We start from the raw sequence: 26,933 nt of genomic DNA, 5'->3' as shown, positions 1-26,933 counted from the left end.
CATTAACGTTATAGCTTTGAAATATCAAGCGCTTGCCAATGCGGGAAGTGCTTGCGTACGAGGGCGTTAAATTCAACTTCAAAGTCGCTGAATTGTCCTGCGTTTTCTTCACTTTGCAGTACCTGTTCTATCATTCCTGCTGCAACCGTTAAGTTTGATAAGCGGTCAATAAGAATAAACGAGCCGGTTTCATGATTATGATGGTACTGATCGGCTAAAATAGTTTCGGTCAGCTCCAGTGTCACAATTGCAATTTCGTTTAACTGCAATGAATCTGCACAGCCATGCTCTAGCGTGTTTACATCAATAGTGTGATCAATTTTTGTGACCGTGGCCGAGGTGTTTTTGCTGCCAAGTTTAAGGTTGTAGCTTTTACCAAGCACCAATGGCGACTCGTGCATCCACACAATTTTAGCCTGTAATTGGTTGGTTACTTGAGCTTGCGAATTCGCAGGCACAATAACGTCTCCTCGGCTAATATCTATTTCAGTATTAAGAGTCACTGTAATTGCCTGCCCAGCTTGTGCAGTATCTAGGTTGCCATCAAAAGTAACAATTTCTTTAATATGTGATGTTTTGCCTGAAGGCAGTACCTTTACTTCATCACCTACACGTAATTTACCCGATGTAAGCGTGCCTTGAAAACCACGGAAGTTTAAATTAGGGCGTACCACGTATTGCACCGGAAGACGCGCTTCAAAACCAGTGTCGATTTCAGCGGCTGGTGAATCTTCTAACAGCTCAAGCAACGGCTTGTCAGTGTAATAAGGAGTGTGCGCAGAGCGAGTTACTACGTTATCGCCTTTAAGCGCCGACATAGGCACAAACTTAATATTTGATACGTTAAGTTGCTCGGCAAATTTTAAATAATCGGCTTTAATTTTTTCATAAACCGTTTCGTCAAAATCAACAATGTCCATTTTGTTAACCGCAACCACAAACTGCTTAATACCTAATGAGTCACAAATAAAGCTATGACGCTTAGTTTGTACCTGCACGCCATAGCGCGCATCCACTAAAATAATGGCAACATCACTGGTTGAAGCGCCAGTAACCATGTTTCGGGTATACTGCTCATGCCCTGGGGTGTCGGCTATAATAAACTTACGTTTAGCGGTTGAAAAGTAGCGGTACGCTACGTCAATTGTTATACCTTGCTCACGCTCAGCTTGTAGGCCATCTACTAACAGTGCTAAATCAAGATCTTCACCGGCGTTACCCACTTTTTCGTTATCTTTATGAAGCGCGGCTAGCTGATCTTCATAAATTTGGTGACTATCGTGCAGTAGGCGGCCAATTAGGGTTGATTTACCGTCATCCACACTGCCACAAGTCAGCATACGCAATAAGCTTTTATCTTGTTGACGTGCTAGGTAAGCGTCTATACCAATTTCTTTTACTTCATTAAATGTATCGTTATTTAGGTTAGACATTAGAAGTACCCCTCACGTTTTTTCTTCTCCATAGAGCCTGCTGAATCATGATCAATCACTCGACCTTCACGTTCAGATGACGATGAAAGCAGCATTTCTTCAATAATTTCGGTTAGATTGCTGGCGGTAGATTCAACTGCACCTGTTAGTGGGTAACAGCCTAATGTTCTAAAGCGAACCGACTTCATTTGCGGTACTTCACCTTCATTAAGTGGCATGCGATCGTCATCAACCATAATTAAAGTACCATCGCGCTCTACTACAGGGCGCTCTTTAGCAAGGTAAAGTGGCACCATTTCGATGTTTTCTTGATATATGTATTGCCAAATATCTAGTTCAGTCCAGTTAGACAGTGGGAATACACGAATGCTTTCTCCTGGGTTCACTTGGCTGTTATAGGTATTCCAAAGCTCAGGACGTTGGTTTTTAGGATCCCAGCGATGGTGTTTATCACGAAATGAGTAAACACGCTCTTTAGCCCGTGATTTCTCTTCATCACGACGTGCGCCACCAAATGCTGCATCAAAACCGTACTTGTTGAGCGCTTGCTTTAATCCTTGGGTTTTCATGATATCGGTATGTTTACCCGAACCATGCGTGAACGGGCCTACACCCATTTCGATACCTTCAGGGTTTTTGTGTACGATTAAATCAAAGCCGTACTCTTTAGCTAAACGGTCGCGAAACTCAATCATTTCACGAAACTTCCAGTTGGTGTCTACGTGTAATAACGGAAACGGAATCTTCGCAGGGTAAAATGCTTTACGAGCTATATGCAAAAGCACCGATGAGTCTTTACCGATTGAGTAAAGCATAACTGGGTTCTCAAACTCAGCGGCGACTTCGCGCATGATTTTGATACTTTCAGCTTCAAGTTGCTGAAGGTGAGTTAAAGCCATTGTTGGTCGTCCTACTAAAATGATTAAATTAAAATCTGTTAAATTACGCTACGTCTGTCAGTGGTTGAGCAAAGCTACTGATCTGCGCTTTTTCACCAAACCAGTGTAATTGGTCATGTAGTGAGGCCACTTCACCTATAATGAGTAACGCGGGCGAAATTATTTGATGCTGCTCAATGAGCTGCGCTAATTGGTCTAACTGTCCGGTAACTACGCGTTGATTTTTACGTGTGCCGTTTTCAATAATTGCCACTGGTGTTGTTGCTTCTCGCCCATGTTTTAATAGCTCGGCTTGAATATGCGGCGATTTAATCACCCCCATATAAATAGCCAGTGTTTGGTTTTTTTGTGCAAGCGACTGCCAATTAAGCTCTTGGCCTTCCTTTTTACAGTGACCAGTAACAAATTGAATAGCTTGAGCATGATCACGATGCGTTAAAGGAATACCTGCATAGGCACTACAGCCTGCGGCCGCCGTTATACCTGGCACTATTTGGTAATTTACGTTATTGGCTGCCAGTACTTGTACTTCTTCGCCACCACGACCATAAATAAATGGGTCGCCGCCTTTAATACGACATACTTTTTTACCTTGTTGCGCTAAATCAACTAGCATCTGATTAGTGTCTTCTTGAGCTACGCTATGATCGCCTAAGCGTTTACCCACACAAATTAAATCGGCATCGCGGCGCACTAATTCCATGATTTCATCAGAAACCAAGTAATCATATACCACCACGTCGGCTTGTTGCATTAGCTGCAATGCTTTTAGGGTGAGTAGCTCTGGGTCGCCTGGGCCTGCACCGACTACGTATACTTCACCTTCAGGCTCTACTTTGGCATCTAGCATTTGCTCTAGTTGTTGCTCAGCGCCATGGGTATCACCGGTTTGGACTTTACTCACTACTGATGAATCAAACACGCCTTCCCAAAACTGGCGACGATCGGCGAAGTGTTTAAAGCGTTGTTTTACTTTGTGACGAAAACCACCGACTAAGTTGGCGAGAGGGCCAATATGCTGTGGAATAAGTGTTTCGAGCTTTTCACGTAAACGTCTTGCTAATACCGGTGCGGTACCTGCACTTGAAATCGCAATGGTAATTGGGTTGCGATCAACAATAGAGGGAAAAATAAACGTACATTTAGGTTGATCATCCACCACGTTCACAAACACATTACGTGCATTGGCGAGTTCAAAAACCGTATTATTAACTTCATCATTGTCGGTGGCGGCAATAATCAAAATTTTGCCATCAAGATGTGACTCTTCAAAATAGGCATCTATTAAAGTAACTTCATTGTTGTGCGCATGTTCTTTTAATTCATCACAAAACCACGGGGCAACTAAGGTTACTGCAGCACGTGCTTTTAAAAACGCGCGGCATTTTCGCAAGGCAACTTCTCCACCGCCAACCACCAATACTGGCTTGTTGTCGAGTTTGGTAAAGATAGGTAAATATTGCACTGAGTAACGCCCCTAAAAAGATAATAAAGTGTTTAACACAAAGGCAGAATATAGCGGCTATTGATAAGTAAAAAATAATTAAATCTTAGTTGATATACTCAAAAGTTATATAAACTGTGTTTTTTAGGTCTAAATCTTATTTAGTAAGGGATAGAGTGCTGTTTAGTATAAAAAACGCGCTTATAGTGTTTGGTTATGAGCTATAGCAAGATTAAGCTATGATGCTTATATAGTTTAAGGTTTTTAAAATTTCATGGGCATAAAATGACAAATAATACTCAAAACGCCATGCTAGTTGTTAGTTTAATGGATTTAACCAGTTTAAACACCGATGATAATCAAGCTAGTATTAATGCATTAGTAAACAGCATTGATTCTAAATTAGGCATACCCGCTGCAGTTTGTGTGTTTAGTGAATTTGTAGATGATGCAAAAATAGCGCTCGCTAATCGGCTATTGAGTCATGTAAAAGTGGCCACAGTAACCAACTTTCCTACAGGTGATGCGCCACTTAATGAAGTGCTTAATGAAACACTAATAGCCATAGAGCGTGGGGCTGATGAAATTGACTTAGTCATTCCTTATAAAGCACTTATAAAAGGCGAAGCCGATACAGTACTGGAATACGTGAGTGAAAGTAAAAAAGCATGTGGTAGTCGCGCTAAACTTAAAGTAATTATTGAAAGCGGTGAGCTAAAAACACCTGCGCTTATCGCTCAAGCAACCGAGCTTGCTATTCAAGGGGGAGCTGATTTTGTAAAAACCAGCACCGGTAAAGTCGCGGTTAACGCCACGCTTGAAGCAACTGAAATTATGCTTAATGCCATCAAAAAGTCATCAAAACCAGTTGGTTTTAAGGCCGCAGGCGGTGTGAAAACGACAGGTGATGCCAATGCTTATTTGCAGCTAACAACTGAGATTATGGGGCATGAATATTTAGCACCAGAGACATTTAGGTTTGGCGCTTCCTCGCTTTTAAATGACGTTTATAAGGTATTGCATGAAGCGCAGCAGTGATGCCGAAAAACAACAGCTAGAGCACGATGCAGCTAAGTTGTTTTTGCGTTGCTATGAGCAGCAAACCGGTATTCATATGCGCCACATTTGGCATAATAAACCAAATAGACCCGATGTAAGTTGTTATCAAGAAAATGAGCAACTCGATATAGAAGTAGCGCATTTATATGCCAGCGAAACCGAAGCAATGGCCGTGTTAGGTCGGCCATTATCAATACATATGCAACGTGATTTAGCTGACATGGCACAACAGCCCAGTGAAAACCGACTGCAATCAGCATTAGGACGATTGCTTAAACAAAAAGCGACTAAGCGTTATTACTCAAAACGTACCTGGTTGCTAATTCGTAACGCTAGCACTATTTGGCATAAGAGCGACTTTGAAGCGGCAATAAAAACAATAGTTTTTCCAAATACCCATCAATTTGAGCAAATATGGTTACTGTGTGATTTTTATCGCGGTGAGTTATTACGAGTAGATTAAAAGCGGCTAGGGGATAGCCGCTTTTTTTGATTTAAATGAATTGTGTTGGTTGCTTAGTTAAATTGAAACATGCTGCCTAAGCTTTCAAGCCCTGATTTTTGAGTTTTAGCTAAACATTTTGTGTCATCTAAAGATTTCTTTGTTGTTTCATCGGCAAGGCCTGTTACTTTTAAGCTCTTTTCTTGTTGATATTCGCGTAGTGCTAATACAGTTTGACGGTCGTATTTTACGTCTTCAGTCTCAAATTCTTCATAATCAGGTTGGTTTTTTAAATAGCCTAAGCAAACCAAGTTCATACGAGACATTGCTAAGTCCATTTTTTCATAATGTGGCATTCTATGATTCGGCACATCGACAGCGACAGCAGCAGGTGCTGCTTTTTTACTAGCGACCTTTGGCGGTGGTGGTGCTGTATAGCCTGCAGCAAGCGTGTTGTTTTGGTTATAGCGATAATAGGTGTCTGGGATTTTAGTTTCTAAAAACTCAACGGCTTTAATTATTACTTCACGTAGTGCTTTTTCTTTTGGTGTATCTGACCAACCATTAAGACTCCCTCCAACCAGTGCGCCACCAAAGTTTGTTGCTGCGCTGGTAAAGTTAAAATCTTTACTACCGCCTTCAACACTAGTTGCAGCTAAAATACGTGAAGTGCGCGTATCAATTAACCTTAGGTCAATAGCCATATGCGATCCAGAAAAGCCAGCTGAAACAGAGCTAAACACATCACCAATAAAACCGCCCGAACCAACACTTGCACCTGAACTGTCATCATCAAACTCAGTAACCGCTGCAACGACTACAATCTCAGCGCCTTCAATTTCGCCATACGCTGCACCCGATTGTGCACTCACTCTGCCCGATACTGCTAAATCTTGCTCCGAAAGCACAGCGTCTAGTGCTTGGCGTTCTAATACAATAAAGCGATTAGTGCCAACAAGGGCGGTGGTAAGTTGATCTGCCATACCTTCACCAATTTCTTTTCGCCACCATCTTGAGTTATTTGACTTATCAGTGAAACGTGCCACGGCGATACGTGCTTTAGGACCATTGTATTTTTGTTTACTTACTTCATTAATGTCAGGTGAATTTTTATTTGAAGTGACATTGGTTGAAGTGCTTTGACATGCGCTTAAGCTCGTTATTAATGCTGTGGCAAGTAGCGTTTTTTGTATTGATGAGAGCATAGTATTTTCCTTAATTTATCTGCTTAATTACATTTGTAGTTATTTTTTAGCAATGGCTAATTAAGGTTAATTTAAATAAATCAGTAGCTTAAAAATAGTACTCAGGCGAAAGCTTTGAGTACAGATGCGAAGCTAATTACTTTTACATGTTTGTGCTTCTCTATATTGTTTAGGTGTCACTGTATATTTGGCTTTAAAGCAACGAGCAAAGTAACTTTGAGAACTAAAGCCGGTGTTATCTGCAACTAAACCTATAGTTAAGTCGCTATCAGCTAATAATTTTGCTGCATATTCTAGACGGGTATTGCGAATGTAATCACTGGGTGTAACGTCAAAAAGAGCTTTCATTTTTAATTGTAGTGCGCGAGGGCTCAAACACATTGCGCTGGCAAACTCTTCGACGCTAAACAGTTCATTTTGATAATTTTCGCGCAAGATTGTTTTTAAGCGTTCAGTAAACGTGTAATCTTTATTCTGCTCTATTTGCGCATCTAAGGTCACAGCATGTGCTTGAGCTGATAACTGTTTAACTAAGTGTTTATTTAACGCATCACGAATACCTAATAGGCCATGAATCCGACTCTTTAATAATGATGCTTCAAAGGGTTTACACAGGTAGTCATCGGCCAGTAAATCAAGTCCTTTTATTCTGCTGCGACTGTCTGCTTTGGCAGAGAGTAATAAAACAGGAATGTGGTTTATTGAAATGTCTGAGCGAATAGCGCTTAGAAGCTGATATCCATCCATCGTTGGCATCATCACGTCACTGAGTACCAAATCGGGCATTTGAGTTTGGCACAGTAAAAGCCCTTCTTCTCCATTATTAGCGCTAAGACAGGTGTAGTTATCACTAAACAATGAAACCAGTAACTCACGCATTTCTTCGTTATCTTCAACAATGAGTAGCTTTTTGTTGTTTTTTAGCGGCATAGTTTGAGAGGACGATAATTGTTTATCCGTTAATAAGTTATCTGATTCACACAATGGCAAAGTGACTGTGAAGCAACTTCCCTTGTTGATTTTACTAACTAATGAAATTTGCCCACCGTATTGCTCTACAAGCTGCTTAACCAGCGCGAGACCTATACCACTGCCTGTTTGGTTGTGTGTTGCAACACGAGTAAAACGTTCAAAAATAAGCGCTTGCTGGTGTTCTTCGATACCAATACCAGTATCAGATACCGTTATAACAACATTATTGTTTGTGTTAGAAAGCGTTAGGTTAACGGTTCCATCTGATGGGGTGTATTTAAGTGCATTGGTCAATAAATTATCAATAATAGATAAAGTATGCTTAGTTTCTAAATTTATATAATTAGGCTGTTGCGTGGTGTCTTTAAAGGAAAAACTAATATTTTTTTGAGCAAACAAAATAGCGAAGTCGTCTACTATTTGTTCTATAAAAGGGCTTATAGAATAAGCAGATACATACTCTATAGTCGCACTTGGGCGCTGGCTGAGCTGTAATAGCTCATTAATCAAATTAAGCAGACGGTGCCCGTTGCGTTTAATTATAGAAACTTGATGTTGCGCTTGAGCACCGAGTTGTTGCTGTTGTAAGTTTTCTACTGGCGCTAAAATTAAGCTCAGTGGCGTTTTAAGTTCATGGCTAATATTATCTAAAAATTGGGTCTTTAGTTGAGTAAGCTTTCTTTCTTGTTGAATGAGTTGCTCTGCGGTTTTAGCTCGATAGCGTGACGCTAAAATTAACCATGTAATAATCAAAGCTATTATAAAATAAGCCGCATACGCCAATTTCGTTTGCCACCAAGGAGGCGTTACTGTCAGCTTTAGCATAGTGTGAACTTTGCTCCATTGCCCGTATTGATCGCTAACTTTTAATTGTAATTGATAATTACCTGCACTTAGCTGTGAATAGTTAACTTGTCGTTGGCTTGCATCTGTATAGATAAATTGCTTATCTAAACCACTTAGCTTGTAAGCATACTGGTATTGATTAGCAGATGAGGCATTATTAACGGCGGAATATTTAAAGCCAATGACCCCTTGGCTAGTTGGAAAAGAGAGTTGTTTAGTATGATTTATTAGTTTTGCTGGCTGTTTTTGATCTGTTAGATAGTTTTTTGTTGAACTTGCTTGGTTATAAATTAATAGCTCAGTTAATACTGGGGTTGGGGCTGAAGTACTCAATAGCAGTTTACTAGGGTAAAACTGATTAAAGCCATTGATTCCGCCAAAAAATAGCTCGCCATCAGCTGCTTGAAAAGCGGCACCTAAAATAAACGAATTATGCTGCACGCCGTCACGAGGTAAAAAATGCTGCATAGCTTGATTCGTGGGATTATAGCGAGTGAGCCCTTGGTTACTGCTTAGCCATAAGTGGCCTTTACTATCATCTTTAATAGCAAAAATATTATCGTTCAGTAATCCATTATGTTCGGTAGTGTAAGTGATCTTTTGTGTTTTTTTATCAAGGCGGTTTAAACCACCAAAGGTACCAACCCATAAAGTATCGTTATTTTGCAGGTGCAAGGAAGTGACCATATTATGGCTTAAACCAGTTTTCGGTTCGTTATTTGCGGGGTAATGGGTAAATGATTCATCGGCCATGCTTAGATAATTTAAACCTGCACGCGTCCCGACCCATAATCCGTTTGTATTTTGATCAAAAAGCAGAGTAAACACGGTATTGTTAGCAAGACTATTAGTTGAATCGTCGTGCTTGTAATGTTGAACCTCTAAAGTGTCGGGATTAAAGCGTGTTAAACCTTGGTTACTACCTAGCCATAAATTACCTTTAGGATCGCTCGTTATCGCATAAACTCGATCGCTACTAAGCTGATGGCTTTGCATTGTATAGGCAATAAAATTATCTTCAGCTGGATTGTATTGCAGTAACCCACCGCCATAGGTACCAACCCAAAGTCGCTGTTGGTTATCTTCATGCAGGCTAAATACATTATTATTAGTAAGGCCGCTTTGCAATTTTGAGTTAACTTTATAGCGCTTAAAGCCAGTGTCGGTTTGTTTGTTTAAGCCATCACGCGTACCAACCCATAACCGACCTTGTGAATCTTTAAGTAGAGCGCGAACAAAATTATGACTAATAGTAGTCTCATCATCGCTCAAATGCTGTTGATGCGAAAATTGATTTTGCTTTTTATCATAACGTTGCAAGCCATAGCCATCAGTACCAATCCAAATGATACCGAACTGGTCTTGATAGACTGACAAAAGGTAATCATTAACAAGCCCATTTAGTTGCTGTTTATTGTGCGGTATGTGCTCAAAGTTATTTTTAGATGTACTTTGCTCTGTTTTGTAAAATAAACCTTTTCCATAACTTGTAAGCCACAAGGTATCGGTGTCGTCAATTAATATATCGGTGATCCATACATCTGTAAATTGAGCAAACTCCGCAAAAGCCTCTGTTGTTGGAATAAATAGGCTAAGGCCTTGTTTGCTTGCTAGTAATAGCTGCCCTTGTGTATTTAAGTGTAACCGCCATAAATTCTTATGGCTCTTTGCTATGTGTTTAAACGTTTTTAGCTCTGGGTTAAATTTAATTAATCCCTCGTTGGTCGCTAACCAGATATTCTGTTGAGCATCTATTACGATATCTTGTATTACGGTATTAGCTTGCTCGGGGCTATTATAGCTAAATGACTCAACTTCATTATTGACTATATTTAATCGTGTTAACTTTCCATGTTCATGGCCTAACCAAATATTATTTAGGTTATCTGACGCCAGTGACCATATACGGTTATCAGTAATCGCCAACTCAGTTTGCGTATTAAAAACCTTAAATTGACCGGTTTGAGTATCAAGTAAGTTTAAACCATTACTGGCTGTAGAAAACCAGATAGCATGAGGGCCGCCAGCAAGGCAATCGGTGACCCAGTTTCCTGAAATACTAGCCTCAGTAGGGTGAGACTTGAAGCGTTTAAACTCATAACCATCAAAGCGATTAAGACCGCCTTGTGTGGCAAACCAATGAAACCCTTGTTCATCAGTGATGCTGCATGTAATCGAGTTTTGCGATAATCCTTGCTCACTCGAATATGTATCTAAGTGAATAGGGCGGGCAATAAGCATGCTATGAAACAAGCAAAAAATACTTAAAATGAGGGTTTTGAATAGGGTTTGAAGTAAAGGCACTGGCTTCCTTGTGCGAACAGTATTCCTAAAATTGAAACAATCATAAACTGCTTTTTTAATAATGTTAAGTTTGATTTTTACAGCCGTTAGTGAGATTTTAAGTTATGGGGATCTTTTTACTCTTGTGTTAATGAATTGCGTAAGTATAATAGGCATCCACTTTGCAGGGGCGTAGTTCCAATTGGTAGAACAGCGGTCTCCAAAACCGACGGTTGGGAGTTCGAATCTCTCCGCCCCTGCCAATTTTTTACAAAGTGAGTAAAGTCTAGAACTAAAAATCGGTTTAAGTAAGCTTGTTTTTAAGTTTAGATTTTAATGGATTAACCCTGTCGACGTGCAGGGTTGTTGTGTCTGTAGTTAAGGTAATAATATTATGAGCACGAATATAGAAACACCATCGAGTGGGATGGAGTCAGTAAAGTGGTTAGTAGCAATTGCGCTACTTGCAGGCGCAGTCGTTGGTAACCATATGTTTGCAGATCAGTCTGTATTACTACGTGCTATTGGCGTTGTGGTTGCGATAGCTGCGGGTTTAGCTATTGCTTCGCAAACTTTCAAGGGACGTACATTCCTTGCTTTTGCAAAAGAAGCGCGTATCGAAGTACGCAAGGTAGTTTGGCCGACGCGTCAAGAAACAACGCACACGACATTAATTGTAATGGTTGCAACAGTGATTATGGCATTAATCCTTTGGGGATTAGATGGCATTTTATTCCGCGCTGTAGGCTTTTTAACTGGATTGGAGATCTGATCCCATGTCGGATGAGAATAACGAAAAGAAACTACGTTGGTACGTAGTACAGGCTTTCTCAGGTTATGAGAAGCGTGTTGCTCAAACATTATTAGAGCATATTAAAATCAAAGGTCTAGAAGATAGCTTTGGTGAAGTATTAGTTCCTACTGAAGAAGTCGTAGAGATGCGTGCTGGTCAAAAGCGTAAATCTGAGCGTAAATTCTTCCCAGGTTACGTACTAGTACAAATGGATATGAATGATGCAAGCTGGCACTTAGTAAATAGCACTGAACGTGTTATGGGCTTTATTGGTGGCACATCAGACCGTCCAGCACCTATTAGCACCAAAGAAGCTGATCGTATTCTTAACCGTCTACAAGAGAACGCAGAAGCGCCTAAACCAGCAACATTATTTGAGCCGGGTGAAGTGGTTCGTGTTACTGATGGTCCATTTGCAGACTTTAGTGGTGTGGTTGAAGAAGTTGACTACGAAAAGAGCCGCGTTAAAGTGTCGGTACTTATTTTTGGTCGTTCTACGCCAGTTGAACTTGAATTTGGTCAAGTTGAACAAGATAAGTAATTGATTTAAAGCGTCGCGTTAAAAACTTTTAAATTTTTGGCACGAAGCTTGAAAAAGGCCGCTGATTAACTTATAATCAGCGGCCTTTTTGTATTCAGGGAAAACGTTTGTTTAACTGTTTACTAAAAAGTGAGAAACCAATTTTTAAACTGGGAAGCCGCTAGAGTACGCGTCCTCGCGCGCACAAGGCTAAGACCCACCTAATGAGGTATTTATAATGGCTAAGAAAGTTGAAGCTCTAATCAAGCTACAAGTTGCTGCTGGTATGGCTAACCCTAGTCCTCCAGTAGGTCCAGCACTAGGTCAACACGGTGTAAACATCATGGAATTCTGTAAAGCGTTCAACGCACGTACAGAATCTATCGAAAAAGGCGCTCCAGTTCCTGTAGTGATCTCTGTTTACGGCGACCGTTCATTTACGTTCGACATGAAAACGCCACCTGCTGCTTACTTACTTAAGAAAGCTGCTGGTATCAAATCTGGTTCAGGCCGTCCTAACACTGAAAAAGTAGGCACAGTAACTCGTGCTCAACTTGAAGAAATCGTTGAGACAAAGAAACCAGACCTTACAGCTTCTGATTTAGAAGCTGCGGTTCGCACTATCGCAGGTTCTGCGCGTGCGATGGGCTTGAACGTAGAGGACTAAGATAATGGCTAAATTAACTAAACGTATGCGTACTATCCGCGAAAAAGTGGAAGTAACTAAAGATTACGAAATTAACGAAGCAGTTGCTCTTTTAAAAGAACTAGCGACAGCTAAATTCGTAGAAAGTGTTGACGTTGCTGTTAACCTTGGTATCGATGCTCGTAAATCTGATCAAAACGTTCGTGGTGCTACTGTACTACCTAACGGTACTGGTCGTGACGTTCGTGTTGCTGTATTCACTCAAGGCGCTAATGCAGAAGCTGCAAAAGAAGCCGGTGCTGAATTAGTAGGCATGGAAGATCTTGCTGACCTAGTTAAGAAAGGCGAGATGAATTTTGACGTTGTTGTTGCATCACCAGACGCTATGCGTGTTGTTGGTCAACTAGGTCAAATCTTAGGCCCACGTGGTCTAATGCCGAACCCTAAAACTGGTACTGTAACACCTAACGTTGCAGAAGCAGTTAAAAATGCGAAAGCAGGTCAAGTGCGTTACCGCAATGACAAAAATGGTATCATCCATACTACTATTGGTAAGGTTGATTTCACTGCTGAGCAGTTACAACAAAACCTTGAAGCTCTAATTGTTGCGCTTAAGAAGGCTAAACCTTCTCAAGCTAAAGGTGTTTACTTGAAGAAAGTAACTATCTCTACAACAATGGGCGCAGGTGTTTCTGTTGACCAAGGCACTTTAAGCACAGTTGTTGCTTAATTGAGTGTTTACATGGCGTGAAATTTGTACTATAATTTTGCGCCATTTTGCTGATTAATTTAGTTAATCGCAAAGTAAAGAATTCGGGTTGAAGTCCATAATTTCGAAGCGCCTTCGGGCAACGCGATAAATTGGGCTTCCGTCCAAGACCGTAGGCGGCTTCGGCCTTAATATTACCTACGTAGACGGTGTGAATCCCCAGATAGATTTTTCCTAATCTTCTGGCTCTCGCCGTAAAAAGCATCTCCACCTTTATTGGTGGGGAAGAGTAAAACAGGGAAGCCGATGTACGGTAACCCATTAAACCAGGAGTAACACCCATGGCTTTAAATCTTCAAGGCAAAAAGGCAATTGTTGCTGAAGTCAACGAAGCAGCCACTGGTGCTCTATCTGCAGTAGTTGCAGATTCTCGTGGTGTAACAGTTGGTGCAATCACTGCCCTTCGTAAAGAAGCTCGCGAAGCGGGTGTTTGGATGAAAGTTGTCCGTAACACTCTAGCTAAACGTGCTCTTGAAGGAACAGACTTTGAATGCCTATCTGATTCATTTGTTGGTCCAAGCTTAATCGCTTTCTCATCAGAGCACCCAGGTGCTGCTGCGCGTATCTTTTCAGACTTCGCGAAAAAGAATGAGAAATTTGAGCTTAAAACGGCCGCTTTTGAAGGTAATGTAGTAGATGCAGCTATGCTTGCAACTCTACCTACATACGACGAAGCTGTTGCACGCTTAATGAGCGCTATGAAAGAAGCGTCTGCTGGTAAATTGTGTAAAACAATTGAAGCAGTACGTGTACAGAAAGAAGAGCAAGCTGCTTAATTTTAAGCTGTTTAATCCCTTTCGGTGTAAATTTATTTGGACCTTAGAGTCCGTTAATTATTAGGAAATTTGTAATGTCTGTAACTAAAGACCAAATCCTTGACGCAATTGCTGAAATGTCAGTAATGGACGTTGTTGCTCTAGTTGAAGCAATGGAAGAAAAATTCGGCGTAACTGCTGCAGCTGCTATGGTAGCAGGTCCTGCTGCTGAAGCTGCTGAAGAGAAAACAGAATTTGACGTAATCCTTACTGGCGCTGGCGCTAATAAAGTTGCGGCAATCAAAGCTGTACGTGGCGCAACTGGTCTTGGCTTAAAAGAAGCTAAAGCTCTAGTTGAAGCTGCTCCAACTCCAGTTAAAGAAGGTATCTCTAAGGAAGAAGCTGAAGCTCTTGCTAAAGACCTTACAGAAGCTGGTGCTGAAGTTGAGGTTAAGTAATCTAGCTTTTGCTAGGTTCGCTGCCTGAGAAATCAGGCAAGGGCTGGTGATTATTTAATCACCGGCCTTTTTGCGCTATAGAGCGACTATTCTTATATCGCAAATAAAATCTGATTTATTCTTTAATTTCAACGCTTTATAGTTTGCTAGTGTTGAAGTGGGATTAAGTTGGAACAACAGTTAATGTTGTACATCTTGGCATAGATGCCAGTTAAGTCTGTTCTTACAAGAACAGGTCGGGTCAAAGATCAGCAAGCTGAGGAACCCCATGGCTTACTCTTATTCTGAAAAGAAACGTATCCGTAAGGATTTTGGTAAACGTCCACAAGTTTTGGATATACCTTTCTTACTGTCGACGCAGTTAGAATCGTTTAAAAAATTCTTAGTCCCGGACGCTGATGGCGATCATGGTTTGGAAGCTGCCTTCCGTTCTGTGTTCCCTATTAAAAGCTACTCGGGAAATTCTGAGCTTCAATACGTAAGTTATCGTATTGGTGAGCCAGTATTCGATGTAAAAGAATGTCAAATTCGCGGTGTGACTTATTCTGCTCCACTTCGCGTGAAACTGCGTCTTGTAGTAATGGACAAAGAAGCTCCAGGCACAGTTAAAGACATTAAAGAGCAAGAAGTTTACATGGGCGAAATTCCGCTCATGACCGATACCGGTACTTTTGTAATCAATGGTACAGAGCGTGTTATCGTTTCTCAGCTACACCGTAGCCCTGGTGTATTCTTTGATAACGACCGCGGTAAAACTCACTCGTCAGGTAAAGTGCTTTATAACGCACGTGTAATTCCTTACCGTGGTTCATGGTTAGACTTCGAATTTGATGCAAAAGATAACTTATATGTCCGTATTGACCGTCGTCGTAAATTACCGGCGTCTATCATCTTACGTGCACTTGAGTACACGAGTGAAGAAATCCTAGATATCTTCTTCGATACAACTGCGTTTGAAATCGCTGACGGTAAGGTTCTTATGGAACTTGTGCCTTCACGTTTACGTGGTGAAACTGCCGCTTTTGATATCAAGAGCGAAGACGGTGAAGTCCTTGTTGAAAGCGGTCGTCGTGTTACGGCTCGCCACATCAAGAGCATCGAGAAAAAAGGCATTAAGCAATTAGAAGTACCACATGAGTACATCATTGGCCGTGTATTAGCGAAGAACTATGTTGATGAGTCAACAGGTGAAATCATTGCTACTGCAAATGACGAGCTAACGCTTGAAATGATGGCTGAATTGGTTAAAGCCGGTCACACGACCATTGATACACTATACATCAATGAAGTGGACAGCGGCGCTTACATGTCAAATACGTTGAATATTGACTCGTCAAGCAACCGTTTAGAAGCACTAGTAGAAATTTATCGCATGATGCGCCCAGGCGAGCCACCGACGAAAGACGCGGCTGAAGCCTTATTTGAGAACTTATTCTTCTCAGAAGAACGCTATGACTTATCAACAGTAGGTCGTATGAAGTTCAATAGCCGTGTTGGTTACGATTCAGACACAGGCCCTGGCACATTAAGCAAAGAAGACATCGTAGCGGTTATGAAAGTATTGATTGCTATTCGTAACGGTGTTGGCGATGTTGATGATATAGACCACTTAGGCAACCGTCGTATACGTAGTGTTGGCGAAATGGCTGAGAATCAATTCCGTGTAGGTTTAGTACGTGTAGAACGTGCTGTACGTGAGCGTTTAAGCTTAGGTGACCTTGATGCGGTAATGCCACAAGATCTTATTAACGCTAAGCCTATTTCGGCAGCGGTTAAAGAGTTCTTCGGCTCGTCTCAGTTATCACAGTTTATGGACCAAAATAACCCGCTATCAGAAGTAACGCATAAGCGTCGTATTTCTGCATTAGGTCCGGGCGGTCTAACTCGTGAGCGCGCTGGCTTTGAAGTACGTGACGTTCACGTAACTCACTACGGTCGCGTATGTCCAATCGAGACTCCTGAGGGTCCAAACATCGGTCTAATTAACTCATTGTCTACGTATGCACGTACCAATGACTACGGTTTCTTAGAAACACCTTACCGCAAAGTGGTAGACGGTGTAGTAACTGATGAAGTTGATTACCTATCAGCCATTGAAGAAGGTCAGTTTGTTATCGCACAGGCGAACTCAAACTTAACTGAAACCAATGAGTTTGTAGATGAACTTATTCCATGTCGTCACAAAGGTGAATCAACCTTTATGGGTCGCATGGACCAGCAATATATGGATGTATCACCACAACAGGTGATCTCTGTAGCGGCAGCACTTATCCCGTTCCTAGAACACGATGATGCTAACCGTGCATTGATGGGTTCAAACATGCAACGTCAAGCAGTACCAACATTGAAAGCGGACAAACCGTTAGTAGGTACAGGTATTGAGTTAACACTAGCAAAAGATTCTGGTGTAACGATTGTTGCTAAACGTGGTGGTGAAGTAATGTATGCCGACGCAAGTCGCATCGTTGTTAATGTACATGAAGAAGAGCGCATCCCTGGTGAAGCGGGCATCGACATCTACAACTTAACCAAGTACACACGTTCTAACCAAAATACATGTATTAACCAAAAGCCGACTTGTATGGTTGGTGAACCGGTTACTCGTGGCGATGTGTTAGCAGATGGTCCTTCGACTGACTTAGGTGACTTAGCCCTTGGTCAAAACCTTCGCGTGGCATTTATGCCATGGAACGGTTACAACTTCGAGGATTCAATCTTACTATCAGAGCGCGTAGTTGAAGAAGATCGTCTAACGACTATCCACATTCAAGAACTACAGTGTATCGCCCGTGATACTAAATTAGGCTCAGAAGAGATCACAGCAGATATCCCGAACGTGGGTGAATCTGCACTAGGCAAGCTTGATGAATCAGGCGTTGTATATATTGGTGCTGAAGTTAAAGGCGGCGATATCCTAGTAGGTAAAGTGACTCCGAAAGGCGAAACGCAATTAACACCAGAAGAGAAGCTACTACGTGCTATCTTCGGTGAAAAAGCGTCTGACGTTAAAGACAGCTCTTTACGTGTACCTAACTCTGTAACTGGTACTGTAATCGACGTACAAGTTTTCACCCGTGATGGTGTTGAAAAAGATAAGCGTGCGTTAGAAGTTGAAGACATGCAGCTTCGCGAAGCGAAGAAAGACTTCAACGAAGAGTTCCGTATTCTAGAAGCTGGTGTTTTAGAGCGTGCTCGCAAGTTACTTGTGGCAGCTGGCTTCGATGAAGACAACTTAACGTCACTGAATGCTGAAAAGTTACTAACTCAAAGCCTTGCTGAAGAAGACAAGCAAGCTGAACTTGAGCAACTAGCTGCACAGTACGATGAGCTTAAAGCTGAATACGATAAGAAGTTTGAAAACAAACGTCGTAAAATTACTCAAGGTGATGACTTAGCACCAGGTGTACTTAAAATTGTTAAAGTATACTTAGCTGTTAAACGTCGTATCCAACCGGGTGATAAAATGGCGGGTCGTCACGGTAACAAAGGTGTTATCTCGACTATCGTACCAGTAGAAGATATGCCATACGATGACAAAGGTCGTACGGTAGATATCGTACTAAATCCACTAGGTGTACCATCGCGAATGAACATCGGTCAGATCCTTGAAACGCATATGGGTCTAGCTGCACGCGGTATTGGTGAGCGCTTAGAAGAAATGATGAAAGAGCAACGCGAGCTTCATGAGCTACGTGAATTCATCAAACAAGCTTATGAGATCGGTGAATCTCGTCAGGTTGTGGATATCGCTAGTTTCTCTGATGACGAAATTCGTCGTTTAGCTGAAAACTTGAAAGGTGGTTTACCGATTGCTACTCCTGCATTTGATGGCGCGAAAGAAGACGAAATCAAAGACATGCTAGAGCTAGGCGGCTACCCTAGAAGTGGTCAGGTTACACTTTATGATGGCCGTACTGGCGATCAGTTTGAACGTCAAGTAACTGTAGGTTACATGTACATGCTTAAACTTAACCACTTGGTTGATGATAAGATGCACGCGCGTTCTACTGGTTCTTACAGCCTTGTTACTCAGCAGCCGCTGGGTGGTAAAGCACAGTTCGGTGGCCAGCGTTTTGGTGAGATGGAAGTATGGGCACTTGAAGCTTACGGTGCTGCTTACACTCTACAAGAAATGCTAACAGTGAAATCGGATGACGTGAACGGTCGTACTAAGATGTATAAAAACATCGTTGATGGTAACCATAAAATGGAACCAGGTATGCCAGAATCGTTCAACGTATTGTTGAAAGAAATCCGCTCACTGGGTATCAACATCGAGTTGGAAGAAAATTAAGCCAATTAGATGCTGCAGTGAACGCTGCAGCATCTGTTATGGCTGAATAGAATGTAGGGACGAGAACATCCGTCCTCAAGATTAACTCCGACAGGAGAGCTAAGGTGAAAGACTTACTTAAGTTTCTGAAGCAACAAAATAAGACCGAAGAATTCGATGCAATTCGCATTGGTCTTGCTTCACCAGACATGGTTCGTTCATGGTCATATGGTGAAGTAAAGAAACCTGAGACTATTAACTACCGTACTTTCAAGCCTGAGCGCGATGGCTTATTCTGTGCCCGTATTTTCGGCCCAGTGAAAGATTATGAGTGTTTATGTGGTAAATATAAACGCCTTAAACACCGTGGTGTGATCTGTGAAAAGTGTGGCGTTGAAGTAACACTCACTAAAGTGCGTCGTGACCGTATGGGTCATATAGAACTGGCAAGTCCAGTTGCGCATATATGGTTTTTAAAATCATTACCGTCACGTATCGGCTTAATGCTTGATATGACGCTTCGTGATATTGAACGTGTTCTTTACTTCGAATCATTCGTAGTAACTGAGCCTGGTATGACAACGCTTGAGCGTGGTCAGCTATTAGGTGAAGAAGAATACCTAGATGCACTTGAAGAGCACGGCGATGAGTTTGAAGCGAAGATGGGTGCTGAAGCAGTATTAGACTTGCTTCGTGAACTCGATCTTGCTCAATTAATTGCAGAGATGCGTGAAGAGTTACCAACAATTAACTCTGAAACTAAGCGTAAAAAGATCACTAAACGTCTTAAGTTAATGGAATCGTTCCACCAATCAGGTAATAACCCTGAGTGGATGATCATGACAGTACTTCCAGTATTGCCACCTGACTTACGTCCATTAGTACCACTAGACGGTGGCCGCTTTGCGACATCTGATCTAAATGACCTTTACCGTCGTGTAATTAACCGTAATAACCGTCTTAAGCGTCTACTAGATTTAGCTGCACCAGATATTATCGTACGCAACGAAAAACGTATGTTACAAGAAGCGGTTGATGCGCTACTTGATAACGGTCGTCGTGGTCGTGCAATTACAGGTTCTAACAAACGTCCACTTAAATCGCTTGCTGATATGATCAAAGGTAAGCAAGGTCGTTTCCGTCAGAACTTACTTGGTAAGCGTGTAGATTACTCTGGCCGTTCTGTAATCACGGTTGGTCCTACACTTAAGCTTCATCAGTGTGGTCTTCCTAAGAAGATGGCATTAGAGCTTTTCAAACCATTCATCTATGGCAAATTAGAACGTCGCGGCATGGCTACGACAATCAAAGCAGCTAAAAAGATGGTTGAGCGTGAAGTAGCGGAAGTATGGGATGTACTAGACGAAGTAATTCGTGAACATCCAGTATTACTTAACCGTGCACCAACACTTCACCGTTTGGGTATCCAAGCGTTTGAACCTGTGCTTATCGAAGGTAAAGCGATTCATTTGCATCCATTAGTATGTGCGGCTTACAACGCCGACTTCGATGGTGACCAAATGGCGGTACACGTACCGCTAACAATTGAAGCGCAGCTAGAAGCTCGTGCGTTAATGATGTCTACAAACAACATCTTATCGCCTGCTAATGGTGAGCCAATCATCGTTCCTTCACAGGACGTTGTATTAGGTCTTTATTACATGACGCGTGACCGCATTAACGCCAAAGGCGAAGGCACCGTATTTAAAGATCCTAAAGAAGCAGAAAAAGCATACCGTAGTGGTAATGCCGACCTTCACGCAAAAGTGAAAGTACGTATTAGCCAATCAGTAGCTAATGAAGATGGTGTTGTAGAAGATACAATTACAATCATTGATACTACAGTGGGTCGTGCAATTCTGTCTCTTATTTTACCTAAAGGTATGCCGTTTGAGTCAATCAACCAAGCTCTAGGTAAAAAGCAAATTTCTAGCTTACTAAATGAGTGTTACCGTCGTCTTGGTTTAAAAGACACAGTTGTGTTTGCTGACCAAGTTATGTACACCGGTTTCCACTACGCAATGAAGTCAGGTGTTTCAATTGGTATCGATGACTTAGTTATCCCACCAGTTAAAGCATCAATCATTGAAGCAGCAGAAGCTGAAGTAACTGAAATCAACCAACAATTCCAATCAGGTCTTGTAACGGCTGGTGAAAAGTACAACAAAGTTATCGATATTTGGTCACGTGTAAATGAAAATCTATCACGTGAAATGATGGCTAACTTGTCAAAAGACACCGTAGTGAATGCGCAAGGTGAAGAAGAAGAGCAACCGTCATTTAACTCAGTGTTTATGATGGCCGACTCAGGTGCTCGTGGTAGTGCCGCTCAGATCCGTCAGCTAGCAGGTATGCGTGGTCTAATGGCACGTCCAGATGGTTCAATCATCGAGACGCCAATCACGGCTAACTTCCGTGAAGGTCTAAACGTACTTCAGTACTTCATCTCAACGCACGGTGCGCGTAAAGGTCTTGCCGATACAGCACTGAAAACAGCGAACTCCGGTTACCTAACGCGTCGTCTTGTAGACGTTGCACAAGATTTGGTAATCAATGAAGACGATTGTGGCACAGAAGATGGCTTAACAATGAAACCGCTTATTGAAGGTGGTGACGTTGTAGAAGCACTTCGCGAACGTGTACTAGGTCGTGTTGTTGCTGAGCCTGTTGTTATCCCTGGTACTAATACAGTACTTGTAGAACGTAACATCATGCTTGACGAAAAACTGTGTGACCTTTTAGAAGAGCACTCAGTTGATGAAGTTCGTGTACGTTCAGTTATCACCTGTGATAACGACTTTGGTGTTTGTGCTAAGTGTTATGGTCGTGACCTAGCACGTGGTCATATCATCAACGCGGGTGAATCAGTAGGTGTTATCGCGGCACAATCAATCGGTGAGCCGGGTACACAGCTTACGATGCGTACATTCCACATCGGTGGTGCGGCATCAAGAGCGTCTGCTGAAAATAACGTACAAGTTAAAACTAACGGTACATTAAAACTTCACAACGCTAAGTATGTATTAAATACAGACGGTAAGATTGTTATTACCTCTCGTTCTACAGAAATCACTATCATTGATAGCTATGGTCGTGAGAAAGAGCGTTATAAAGTACCTTACGGTGCGGTATTAACAGTGCAAGACAATGCAGAAGTTCAAGGTAACGACATTGTTGCTACTTGGGACCCGCATAGTCACCCAATCGTTCTTGAGCATAAATCAAAAGTATCGTTCAGCGATATCGATGATTCAAATACTGAAGCACAGACTGACGAACTAACGGGTTTAACTCGCGTAGTTGTTAAAGATCTTGCTAAAGCGAATGCGAAAGAGCCGAAACTTATCATTGAAAGTGATGAGCGTGGCTTGCAAGAAACACGTCTTCCTTCATTCACTACGATTGAAGTAACAGACGGCGCGACTGCAAACCCAGGTGACGTACTAGCACGTATTCCGCAAGAAGGTTCGAAAACTCGTGATATCACGGGTGGTCTACCACGCGTAGCCGACTTATTTGAAGCGCGTAAGCCGAAAGATCCAGCTATCTTAGCTGAAATCACCGGTACGATTAGCTTCGGTAAAGAGACTAAAGGTAAGAAACGTTTAGTTATTACTCCAGCTGAAGGCGATCATTACGAAGAAATGATCCCTAAGTGGCGTCAACTTAACGTGTTTGAAGGTGAGCAAGTGTCTAAAGGTGAAGTTATCGCCGATGGTCCAGAATCACCGCATGACATCTTACGCCTACGTGGTGTGACTCATGTTGCTAACTACATTGTTAACGAAGTGCAAGAGGTTTACCGTTTGCAGGGCGTTAAGATCAATGATAAGCACATTGAAACTATTATTCGTCAAATGCTACGTAAATGTATCATTCTAGACGGTGGTGATACTGAGTTCTTAGCCGGTGAGCAAATTGAAGTGGCACGCGTTAATATCGCAAACCGCGACCTTGAAGCTCAAGGTAAGATCCCAGCTAAGTTTGAAATCCAGTTAATGGGTATCACTAAAGCATCACTAGCGACAGAATCTTTCATCTCAGCAGCCTCGTTCCAGGAGACAACTCGTGTCCTAACAGAAGCCGCTGTAAATGGTAAGAGCGATGAGTTACGCGGTCTGAAAGAAAACGTAATTGTGGGTCGATTGATCCCAGCCGGTACCGGTTTTGCGTATCATCAAGATCGTATGGCTCGTCGTAAGCAAAAAGACGTTGTTGAAGAGCAAACGGTAAGTGCAGAAGAGGCGACTCAAGCACTGACTGATGCCTTAAACGCGGATTTATCTGGAAATCAATAAACCGAACCTAATCAATAGATTAGAGTTTAGCAAGGTAGTTATCTACTGCCTTGCGAGCGGTTTAGGTTGACAGGTCAATCTTTGCTCATTAAAATTCCGCCACCCATTTACTTGCACGTTTAATACATGCTCGTAAAACAAGGGCGGATTTTTTATTTTTTTCAGTAGTAATTTTAATTTCAGGAGCTATTTAAATGGCAACTATTAACCAGCTAGTGCGTAAGCCACGTCGTAGCAAGGTTACTAAAAGTAACTCAGCTGCGCTTAAAGCGTGTCCGCAAAAGCGTGGTGTATGTACTCGCGTATATACAACTACACCTAAGAAACCAAACTCGGCGTTACGTAAAGTAGCTCGTGTACGTTTAACTAACGGTTTCGAAGTAACTTCATACATCGGTGGTGAAGGTCATAACCTTCAAGAGCACAGTGTAATCCTAATCCGTGGTGGTCGTGTTAAAGATTTACCAGGTGTGCGTTTCCACACTGTACGTGGTGCACTTGACTGTGCAGGCGTAAGCGACCGTCGTCAAGCTCGTTCTAAATACGGTGCAAAACGCCCTAAAGGCTAATTGTATTCCGTTAGTAAGGCCAAGCACTAAATATTATTAATTATTGTTTTGGGTTATTGTTCCAAAAGGACAAACCTGAATAAACCGGAGATACAAAATGCCTAGAAGACGCGTAATAGGTCAACGTAAAATTCTTCCAGATCCTAAGTTCGGATCGGAACTTCTTGCAAAATTCGTTAACATCGTAATGTTAGACGGCAAGAAATCTACTGCTGAAAAAATCGTTTATGGTGCGCTAGACGTGGCTGCTGAGAAATCAGGCAAGTCGCACCTAGAAATCTTTGAAACTGCACTTGATAACATCCGTCCACAGGTAGAGGTTAAATCTCGCCGTGTTGGTGGTTCAACTTATCAAGTACCAGTTGAAGTACGTCCAGTACGTCGCAACGCATTAGGTATGCGTTGGTTAGTAGACGCTGCACGTAAGCGTGGCGAAAAATCTATGGGCTTACGTTTAGCTCAAGAAATCGTTGACGCTGCTGATAACAAAGGCACTGCGGTTAAGAAACGTGAAGACGTTCACCGTATGGCTGAAGCGAATAAAGCATTCGCTCATTACCGTTGGTAATCTGTCCTTAACCTTTAAGAGGATTTTATGGCACGTACAACTCCACTTGAGCGTTACCGCAATATCGGTATTTGTGCTCACGTAGATGCAGGCAAAACCACCACAACAGAACGTGTTCTGTTCTACACAGGTCTTTCTCATAAGATCGGTGAAGTGCATGATGGCGCTGCAACTATGGATTGGATGGAGCAGGAACAAGAGCGTGGTATCACAATCACTTCTGCTGCAACAACGTGTTTCTGGAAAGGGATGGACGCTCAATTTGACGACCATCGCATCAATATTATTGATACCCCAGGGCACGTAGATTTCACTATCGAAGTAGAGCGTTCTTTACGTGTACTAGATGGTGCGGTAGTTGTTCTTTGTGCTTCATCGGGTGTACAGCCGCAAACTGAGACAGTTTGGCGTCAAGCGAACAAGTACGAAGTTCCGAGAATGATCTTCGTAAATAAAATGGATCGCACGGGCGCTGACTTCTTAACGGTTGTAAGCCAGGTGAAATCTCGTCTTGGAGCAACGCCTGTTCCAGTCCAGCTGCCTATTGGCGCTGAAGACGACTTTAAAGGTGTTATTGACCTTATTAAAATGAAAGCCATTAACTGGAATGATAAAGACCAGGGTATGACTTTCTCTTATGAGGCAATACCGGCAGAACTTCAGGAATTAGCCGAAGAATGGCGCTCTCACTTAGTTGAAAGCGCTGCTGAAGCTACTGAAGAACTAATGGATAAATACTTAGAAGGTGAAGAGTTAAGCGAAGCAGAAATTAAAAATGCTTTGCGTCAACGCACATTAGCGAACGAAATTGTTCCCATGACGTGTGGTAGTGCATTTAAAAACAAAGGTGTTCAAGCTGTGCTTGATTGCGTTGTTGAATATATGCCATCACCAACACAAGTGAAACAAATCCAAGGTATCTTAGAAAATGGTACTGAGGAAGAGCGTCCTGCTGATGATAAAGCGCCGTTTGCTGCTCTTGCATTCAAGATTGCAACAGACCCGTTTGTTGGCACTTTAACCTTTTTCCGTGTTTACTCTGGTACTGTTAAACAGGGTGACGCGGTATATAACCCAGTAAAAAGTAAGCGTGAGCGTCTTGGTCGTATCGTTCAGATGCATTCAAACTCACGTGAAGAGATCAAAGAAGTCCACGCAGGCGATATCGCGGCGGCTATTGGTCTCAAAGACGTAACAACAGGTGAAACACTGTGTGATCCGAACTCTATTATTACGCTTGAGCGTATGGAGTTCCCAGAACCAGTTATCTCTGTTGCGGTTGAGCCTCGCACAATCGCTGACCAGGATAAAATGGGTATCGCGCTAGGAAAACTAGCTGCAGAAGATCCATCTTTCCGCGTACAAACTGACGAAGAATCAGGCCAGACTATTATCTCTGGCATGGGTGAACTTCACCTTGATATCATTGTCGACCGTATGAAACGTGAATTCAGTGTTGAATGTAACGTTGGTAAGCCGCAGGTTGCATACCGAGAAGCTATTCGTTCAACTGTTGAAGTTGAAGGAAAGTTTGTACGTCAATCAGGTGGTCGTGGTCAATATGGTCACGTCTGGCTTAAACTTGAACCGATGGATATTTCGGATGATGAAGCCCCAATTTACGAGTTCGTAAACGAAACCGTAGGTGGCTCAGTGCCGAAAGAATACATCCCTGCGGTAGACAAAGGTATCCAAGAGCAAATGGCTCAAGGTGTACTGGCAGGCTACCCATTACTTGGTGTTAAAGCGACTTTATATGATGGTTCATTCCATGATGTGGATTCGAATGAAATGGCATTTAAAATAGCAGGTTCACTGGCTATGAGGCAAGGTGCGCTAGATGCAAACCCTGCACTTTTAGAACCAGTAATGAAGGTTGAAGTACTCACTCCTGAAGCAAACATGGGTGATGTAGTTGGCGACCTAAACCGTCGTCGCGGCATGATCGAAGGCATGGAAGATGCACTTGGTGGCCTTAAGCAAATTAATGCTGTGGTACCACTATCTGAAATGTTCGGTTATGCGACTGCTTTACGATCTGCAACACAGGGCCGTGCCTCATACTCTATGGAGTTTTTGAAGTACGCTGAAGCCTCTAAGCAGGTTGCAGATACAATAATTTCAGCTCGCGCTGTTATATGATTTTAGCTTGTCTGGCTCAATACTGAGTCAGGCTTTAATTTCTTTATTAGGAATTTTTTAAGATGGCAAAAGAAAAGTTTGAACGCGTAAAACCGCACGTAAACGTTGGTACAATCGGCCACGTTGACCACGGTAAAACTACACTAACTGCAGCAATCACTAACGTACTTGCAAAAGTATACGGCGGTGTTGCTAAAGATTTCGCATCAATCGATAACGCTCCAGAAGAGCGCGAGCGTGGTATCACAATCTCAACTTCACACGTTGAGTACGATACACCTACTCGTCACTACGCACACGTAGATTGTCCTGGTCACGCCGATTATGTTAAAAACATGATCACTGGTGCTGCTCAAATGGACGGCGCTATCTTAGTAGTTGCTGCGACTGATGGCCCTATGCCACAAACTCGTGAGCACATCCTACTTTCTCGCCAAGTTGGCGTTCCTTACATCGTTGTGTTCATGAACAAATGTGACATGGTTGATGATGAAGAGCTACTTGAGCTAGTAGAAATGGAAGTTCGTGAACTTCTTTCTGAATACGACTTCCCAGGTGC

19 protein-coding genes and 1 tRNA gene are annotated in these 26,933 nt (G+C 42.3%); 15 read left to right on the top strand and 5 right to left on the bottom strand.

What is annotated here, in order from left to right; translation table 11 throughout:
* Window positions 1–8: 8 nt before the first annotated feature.
* Genes cysN through cysG form a run of 3 tightly spaced genes read right to left on the bottom strand, consistent with a single transcriptional unit; the run spans window position 9 to window position 3,797 of the window.
* A complete protein-coding gene (cysN, locus tag CWB76_RS07980; protein ID WP_138606665.1) occupies window positions 9–1,433 on the bottom strand; it encodes a sulfate adenylyltransferase subunit CysN in 1,425 nt (474 codons plus the stop codon).
* Complete coding sequence (gene cysD / locus CWB76_RS07975; RefSeq protein ID WP_138606663.1) at window positions 1,433–2,332, bottom strand: sulfate adenylyltransferase subunit CysD; 900 nt, start codon at window positions 2,330–2,332, stop codon at window positions 1,433–1,435. Before cysD ends, cysN begins: the two co-directional genes overlap by 1 nt.
* 43 nt (window positions 2,333–2,375) lie before the next feature.
* Window positions 2,376–3,797, bottom strand: coding sequence for a siroheme synthase CysG (cysG, locus tag CWB76_RS07970; RefSeq protein WP_131690335.1), 1,422 nt, complete (start codon window positions 3,795–3,797; stop codon window positions 2,376–2,378).
* Between the two features lie 264 nt (window positions 3,798–4,061).
* On the opposite strand from cysG, the gene deoC reads away from it, so the two are divergent.
* Together deoC and CWB76_RS07960 are read left to right on the top strand one after the other, a co-directional pair.
* Window positions 4,062–4,814 (top strand): deoxyribose-phosphate aldolase, encoded by a 753-nt coding sequence (gene deoC / locus CWB76_RS07965; protein ID WP_138570112.1) that lies wholly within the window; start codon window positions 4,062–4,064, stop codon window positions 4,812–4,814.
* Entirely contained in the window at window positions 4,798–5,298 is a 501-nt protein-coding gene (locus CWB76_RS07960; protein ID WP_138606661.1) for a hypothetical protein, read from the top strand. Before deoC ends, CWB76_RS07960 begins: the two co-directional genes overlap by 17 nt.
* A gap of 53 nt (window positions 5,299–5,351) precedes the next feature.
* On the opposite strand, the gene CWB76_RS07955 is transcribed toward CWB76_RS07960, so the two are convergent.
* Together CWB76_RS07955 and CWB76_RS07950 are read right to left on the bottom strand one after the other, a co-directional pair.
* Window positions 5,352–6,482 (bottom strand): CsgG/HfaB family protein, encoded by a 1,131-nt coding sequence (locus CWB76_RS07955; RefSeq protein WP_138606659.1) that lies wholly within the window; start codon window positions 6,480–6,482, stop codon window positions 5,352–5,354.
* Between the two features lie 132 nt (window positions 6,483–6,614).
* The gene (locus tag CWB76_RS07950) at window positions 6,615–10,604 is read right to left on the bottom strand and encodes a hybrid sensor histidine kinase/response regulator transcription factor (RefSeq protein ID WP_138606657.1); all 3,990 of its coding nucleotides are present in this window, start codon (window positions 10,602–10,604) and stop codon (window positions 6,615–6,617) included.
* A gap of 165 nt (window positions 10,605–10,769) precedes the next feature.
* On the opposite strand from CWB76_RS07950, the gene CWB76_RS07945 reads away from it, so the two are divergent.
* The 13 genes from CWB76_RS07945 to CWB76_RS07885 all read left to right on the top strand — a co-directional run.
* Window positions 10,770–10,846: transfer RNA gene (locus CWB76_RS07945), tRNA-Trp, on the top strand.
* A gap of 131 nt (window positions 10,847–10,977) precedes the next feature.
* Window positions 10,978–11,355: a preprotein translocase subunit SecE gene (gene secE, locus CWB76_RS07940; RefSeq protein WP_054202752.1), complete on the top strand. Its 378-nt coding sequence runs from the start codon at window positions 10,978–10,980 to the stop codon at window positions 11,353–11,355.
* A 4-nt stretch (window positions 11,356–11,359) separates the two neighbouring features.
* Window positions 11,360–11,917 carry a transcription termination/antitermination protein NusG gene (nusG, locus tag CWB76_RS07935; protein ID WP_008108460.1) on the top strand — a complete coding sequence of 186 codons (558 nt, stop codon included), beginning with the start codon at window positions 11,360–11,362 and terminating at the stop codon, window positions 11,915–11,917.
* A 217-nt stretch (window positions 11,918–12,134) separates the two neighbouring features.
* Window positions 12,135–12,563 carry a 50S ribosomal protein L11 gene (gene rplK, locus CWB76_RS07930; protein WP_008108462.1) on the top strand — a complete coding sequence of 143 codons (429 nt, stop codon included), beginning with the start codon at window positions 12,135–12,137 and terminating at the stop codon, window positions 12,561–12,563.
* 4 nt (window positions 12,564–12,567) lie between these two features.
* The gene (gene rplA, locus CWB76_RS07925) at window positions 12,568–13,272 is read left to right on the top strand and encodes a 50S ribosomal protein L1 (protein ID WP_010392122.1); all 705 of its coding nucleotides are present in this window, start codon (window positions 12,568–12,570) and stop codon (window positions 13,270–13,272) included.
* A gap of 320 nt (window positions 13,273–13,592) precedes the next feature.
* On the top strand, window positions 13,593–14,087 hold the full coding sequence (gene rplJ / locus CWB76_RS07920) for a 50S ribosomal protein L10 (protein WP_008108464.1): 495 nt from the start codon (window positions 13,593–13,595) through the stop codon (window positions 14,085–14,087).
* Between the two features lie 74 nt (window positions 14,088–14,161).
* A complete protein-coding gene (rplL, locus tag CWB76_RS07915) occupies window positions 14,162–14,524 on the top strand; it encodes a 50S ribosomal protein L7/L12 (protein ID WP_008108465.1) in 363 nt (120 codons plus the stop codon).
* Window positions 14,525–14,792: 268 nt separating this feature from the next.
* On the top strand, window positions 14,793–18,818 hold the full coding sequence (gene rpoB / locus CWB76_RS07910) for a DNA-directed RNA polymerase subunit beta (protein WP_076922659.1): 4,026 nt from the start codon (window positions 14,793–14,795) through the stop codon (window positions 18,816–18,818).
* A gap of 104 nt (window positions 18,819–18,922) precedes the next feature.
* Window positions 18,923–23,095, top strand: a complete 4,173-nt coding sequence (gene rpoC, locus CWB76_RS07905; protein WP_054202751.1) for a DNA-directed RNA polymerase subunit beta' — start codon at window positions 18,923–18,925, stop codon at window positions 23,093–23,095.
* 194 nt (window positions 23,096–23,289) lie between these two features.
* Entirely contained in the window at window positions 23,290–23,664 is a 375-nt protein-coding gene (gene rpsL, locus CWB76_RS07900; protein WP_002958885.1) for a 30S ribosomal protein S12, read from the top strand.
* 97 nt (window positions 23,665–23,761) lie between these two features.
* Window positions 23,762–24,232: a 30S ribosomal protein S7 gene (gene rpsG, locus CWB76_RS07895; protein WP_010392135.1), complete on the top strand. Its 471-nt coding sequence runs from the start codon at window positions 23,762–23,764 to the stop codon at window positions 24,230–24,232.
* 27 nt (window positions 24,233–24,259) lie between these two features.
* A complete protein-coding gene (gene fusA / locus CWB76_RS07890) occupies window positions 24,260–26,374 on the top strand; it encodes an elongation factor G (RefSeq protein ID WP_010392137.1) in 2,115 nt (704 codons plus the stop codon).
* A 62-nt stretch (window positions 26,375–26,436) separates the two neighbouring features.
* Window positions 26,437–26,933, top strand: a 497-nt coding sequence (locus CWB76_RS07885) for a GTP-binding protein (RefSeq protein ID WP_138606655.1), incomplete at its 3' end; no start/stop codon positions are given.

The organism is Pseudoalteromonas sp. S1609 (genome assembly GCF_005887255.1).
In the GTDB taxonomy this organism is placed as follows: Bacteria; Pseudomonadota; Gammaproteobacteria; order Enterobacterales; family Alteromonadaceae; genus Pseudoalteromonas.
This window is presented reverse-complemented; position numbering and strand designations above follow the sequence as displayed.